3 rRNA genes are annotated in these 5569 nt (G+C 53.9%); all 3 read right to left on the reverse strand.

The features are described from left to right. Positions 1–115: 115 nt before the first annotated feature. Positions 116–232: ribosomal RNA gene (rrf, locus tag ACZ0NX_RS06195) — 5S ribosomal RNA — on the reverse strand. Positions 233–400: 168 nt separating this feature from the next. After that, positions 401–3458: ribosomal RNA gene (locus ACZ0NX_RS06200) — 23S ribosomal RNA — on the reverse strand. A gap of 372 nt (positions 3459–3830) precedes the next feature. Then, positions 3831–5357: ribosomal RNA gene (locus tag ACZ0NX_RS06205) — 16S ribosomal RNA — on the reverse strand. The 16S, 23S and 5S rRNA genes sit together here, the layout of an rRNA operon. Positions 5358–5569 lie beyond the last annotated feature (212 nt).

Genomic DNA, 5569 nt, shown 5'->3' on the forward strand with positions numbered 1-5569 from the left:
TTTTTGCCCGTGTTTGTTTACCAAAACCCCAAAAAAGGGAACAAACACGGGCACAATAACCTAATCATGAATAATAAAAAAGCGGGGAACAATTAAGTTCCCCGCTAGAAGAATAATGCGGCAGCGTGCTAGTCTCCCACACCCTATCGAGTGCAGTACCCTCACCGTGTCAGGCCTTAGCTTCCGGGTTCGGAATGGGACCGGGCGTCTCACCTGAGCCATGACCACCGCAAAACTAGATTATACACTCGCAAACCAGCGAGTGGCAAATTGGCGGTTTGGGAACCGGACATGAACGCGAGCAAACAAGAAGAACAATCATCAAAATCAACAACATGACCATAATATGACCGTTTAACACTCCATACTATCTAAGAGAATTAAACGATAAGCAATACAAGTAGTATCACAATCGCCCATTAGTACTGGTCAGCTCCACCCCTTACAGGGCTTCCACATCCAGCCTATCAACCACGTGTTCTACATGGGGGCTCACACACAAAGTGCAAGGAATGCTAATCTTGGAGCAGGCTTCCCGCTTAGATGCTTTCAGCGGTTATCCCTTCCAAACGTAGCTAACCGGCGGCGCCACTGGCGTGACGACCGGCATACCAGAGGTTCGTCCACCCAGGTCCTCTCGTACTATGGGCAGGTCTCCTCAACATTCCAACGAGCGCAGAGGATAGAGACCAAACTGTCTCACGACGTTCTGAACCCAGCTCGCGTGCCGCTTTAATCGGCGAACAGCCGAACCCTTGGGACCTGCTCCAGCCCCAGGATGCGACGAGCCGACATCGAGGTGCCAAACCATCCCGTCGATATGGACTCTTGGGAATGATCAGCCTGTTATCCCCGGGGTACCTTTTATCCGTTGAGCGATGCCACGTCCGTACGCCGGCACCGGATCACTATCTCCGACTTTCGTCCCTGCTCGACCCGTCAGTCTCACAGTCAAGCCCGCTTGTGCGATTACACTCAACACCCGATTGCCAACCGGGCTGAGCGGACCATTGAGCGCCTCCGTTACTCTTTAGGAGGCAACCGCCCCAGTTAAACTACCCGCCAGGCACTGTCCCTAACACGGATAACGTGTCGAGGTTAGACGCCAGATATGGAAAGAGCGGTATTTCACTTGTTGACTCCACGCAAGCTAGCGCCCACGCTTCAAAGCCTCCCGCCTATGCTACACGATCCACACCTAACGACAATACCAAGGTATAGTAAAGGTCCCGGGGTCTTTTCGTCCTTCTGCGCTTAACGAGCATCTTTACTCGTACTGCAATTTCGCCGGGCTCCTGGCCGAGACAGTGGGGAAGTCGTTACGCCATTCGTGCAGGTCGGAACTTACCCGACAAGGAATTTCGCTACCTTAGGATGGTTATAGTTACCACCGCCGTTTACCGGGGCTTAAATTCACCGCTTCACCGAAGCTAACGGATCCTCTTAACCTTCCGGCACCGGGCAGGCGTCAGAGCGTATACAGCGGCTTACGCCTTCGCACGCTCCTGTGTTTTTGGTAAACAGTCGCTACCCCCTAGCTTGTGCCACCCCCAACAGCTCCGCATGTAAAAAACATCACCATCAGGGGTCTCCCTTATGCCGAAGGCACGGGAGTAATTTGCCGAGTTCCTTGGCCAGGATTCGCCCGATCGCTTCGGTATACTCTACCAGACCACCAGTGTCGGTTTAGGGTACGAGCGGAATCACACCTCACGTTGAAGCTTTTCTCGGCAAGCAGGATCACCGGAATCAGCCATACGGCCTACCCATCACGCCTCAGCTTAAACATCCCCCGGATTTACCTAGGAGACAGCCCACACGCTTAGCCACGGAAAACCACCTCCGCAGCCGGCTACCTACCCGCGTCACTCCCACGCTAACCTACTACCGATACAGTCCCAAAACCAAACCAGCTGAAAACCCCGAAAGGCAATCAACCAGAATAATCAAGGTTAGTACTCTCAGATTCAGTTCGAACGGTGTAACACCGGTACGGGAATATCAACCCGTTCATCCATTCGACTACGCCTGTCGGCCTCGCCTTAGGACTCGACTCACCCGGGGACGACGAACGTGGCCCCGGAACCCTTAGTCATTCAGCGGACAGGATTCACACCTGTCTCTCGCTACTCATGTCTGCATTCTCACTCCCGTAAAGTCCACGACACGTTCACACGGCCGCTTCACCCCTTACAGGACGCTCTCCTACCCCGCGTGAAAAAATCACGCAGCCGCGTCTTCGGTGGCGTGCTTAAGCCCCGCTACATTGTCGGCGCGGAACCACTAGACCAGTGAGCTGTTACGCACTCTTTCAAGGATGGCTGCTTCTGAGCCAACCTCCTGGCTGTCTATGCGACTCCACATCCTTTCCCACTTAGCACGCGCTTCGGGACCTTAGACGACGATCAGGGCTGTTTCCCTTTTGACGACGGAGCTTATCCCCCGCCGACTCACTGCCATGATAAACCTAACAGGTATTCGGAGTTTGGCTGCTATTAGTACCCGGTATGGGCCCGCAAGCATCCAGTAGCTCTACCCCCTGTAAGCAATAACATGACGCTGCACCTAAATGCATTTCGGAGAGAACCAGCTATCACGGAATTTGATTGGCCTTTCACCCCTAACCCCAAGTCATCCCCCCAGTTTTCAACCTAGGTGGGTTCGGTCCTCCACACGGTCTTACCCGCGCTTCAACCTGCTCAGGGCTAGATCATCCCGCTTCGGGTCCAGGACATGCGACTAAAACGCCTTTTAAAACTCGCTTTCGCTACGGCTCCCCCACCCGGGTTAGCCTCGCCACATACCACTGACTCGCAGACTCATTTTTCGATAGGCACGCCGTCACCCCACAAGAAGGCTCCGACGGATTGTAAGCGCACGGTTTCAGGAACTATTTCACTCCCCTCCCGGGGTGCTTTTCACCTTTCCCTCACGGTACTAGTACACTATCGGTCAGACAGGAATACTTAGGCTTACCCAACGGTCTGGGCAGATTCACGCGGGATTCCACGAGGCCCGCGCTACTTGGGAATAAACATAAAGAGACATCGCACGACCTGCTACGGGGCCATCACCCTCTACGGCTGGGAATTCAATCCCATTCACATAACACGACGTTTTATCACTCTTCTCAACCCCGTCAGAGGCTGAACAGTCAATCCCACGACCCCGAATACGCAACACCTGACGGTTATCACACGTACTCGGTTTAGCCTGATCCGCTTTCGCTCGCCACTACTCACGGAGTATCCTTTCCTGCAGGTACTGAGATGTTTCACTTCCCTGCGTACCCCCCACAAAACTGTGGTGACCACCCATAACAGTGGCCGGGTCTCCCCATTCGGAAATCCTCGGATCAAAGCCCACTCGGCAGCTCCCCGAGGCATATCGCAGCCCGTCACGTCCTTCATCGGTCCTGTCTACCAAGGCATCCACCATACGCCCTTACCAGTGATACACCAGTAAAAAGCCTATCGCTTAACTCTCTAGACAATAAATCATCACACTAAACGATCACAAAACGATCAAGCGACTCCACCAAAATGGAGCCGGTTGAAATTGATAAAAGTAAAAACAAGCAAAACCAAAAATAGTCTCACTATTCTTACTCGCGTCCACTATCCAGTTCTCAAACCACCAAACACCAAGAACACAAGCCAAAAACAATAAAGCCTCAACCTGTAATCCAAGGGCTAGGACCGCAACCCCAACAAAAGGGGGGTGGCAATCCGGGAACCCAAAAGCATGCCCAACACACTCACACAAAACGTTAACTATTGTTTTCCACACCAGTAACCACACTCAACCGAGCGTGCACAAAAACTCCGTAGAAAGGAGGTGATCCAGCCGCACCTTCCGGTACGGCTACCTTGTTACGACTTAGTCCCAATCACGAGCCTCACCTTAGACGGCTCCATCCCAAAAGGGTTAGGCCACCGGCTTCGGGTGCTGCCCACTTTCATGACTTGACGGGCGGTGTGTACAAGGCCCGGGAACGCATTCACCGCGACGTTGCTGATTCGCGATTACTAGCGACTCCGCCTTCACGTAGTCGAGTTGCAGACTACGATCCGAACTGAGACCGGTTTTAAGGGATCCGCTCCATGTCACCATGTCGCATCCCGTTGTACCGGCCATTGTAGCATGCGTGAAGCCCTGGACGTAAGGGGCATGATGATCTGACGTCATCCCCACCTTCCTCCGAGTTAACCCCGGCGGTCCCCCGTGAGTTCCCGGCATAACCCGCTGGCAACACAGGGCGAGGGTTGCGCTCGTTGCGGGACTTAACCCAACATCTCACGACACGAGCTGACGACGACCATGCACCACCTGTGAACCTGCCCCGAAGGGAAACCACATCTCTGCAGTCGTCAGGCACATGTCAAGCCCAGGTAAGGTTCTTCGCGTTGCATCGAATTAATCCGCATGCTCCGCCGCTTGTGCGGGCCCCCGTCAATTTCTTTGAGTTTTAGCCTTGCGGCCGTACTCCCCAGGCGGGACGCTTAACGCGTTAGCTCCGACACAGAACCCGTGGAATGGGCCCCACATCCAGCGTCCACCGTTTACGGCGTGGACTACCAGGGTATCTAATCCTGTTCGCTCCCCACGCTTTCGCTTCTCAGCGTCAGTAACAGCCCAGAGACCTGCCTTCGCCATTGGTGTTCTTCCCGATATCTACACATTCCACCGTTACACCGGGAATTCCAGTCTCCCCTACTGCACTCTAGCCCGCCCGTACCCGGCGCAAACCCACCGTTAAGCGATGGGCTTTCACACCAGACGCGACGAACCGCCTACAAGCTCTTTACGCCCAATAATTCCGGATAACGCTTGCGCCCTACGTATTACCGCGGCTGCTGGCACGTAGTTAGCCGGCGCTTATTCGAAAGGTACACTCACCCGAAAGCTTGCTCCCAATCAAAAGCGGTTTACAACCCGAAGGCCTTCATCCCGCACGCGGCGTCGCTGCGTCAGGGTTTCCCCCATTGCGCAATATTCCCCACTGCTGCCTCCCGTAGGAGTCTGGGCCGTATCTCAGTCCCAATGTGGCCGTCCGCCCTCTCAGGCCGGCTACCCGTCGAAGCCTAGGTGGGCCATTACCCCGCCTACAAGCTGATAGGACGCGACCCCATCCCATGCCACTAAACACTTTCCCAACAAGACATGCGTCAAGTTGGAGCATCCAGCATTACCACCCGTTTCCAAGAGCTATTCTGGAGCATGGGGCAGGTTGGTCACGCATTACTCACCCGTTCGCCACTCTCACCAACCAGCAAGCTGGTCGGATCCCGTTCGACTTGCATGTGTTAAGCACGCCGCCAGCGTTCATCCTGAGCCAGAATCGAACCCTCCACGAAAAACTTCAATGAAGAGCCAACATAAGGCTCCAATATAAAAGAAAAAGACGAGACATTCTTTAAGGAAAGAACATCCCAACAAAAAACCTCACCATCATTTAACCATCTCTCAGGCACCCCACAATCTGTGAGGCTGACAATGAACTGGCAATAATTAACTAATAAGTAGTACAGACACGCTCTTGAGTTCTCAAACCACCACCACACCAGCC

Source organism: Gardnerella rara (assembly GCF_055452355.1).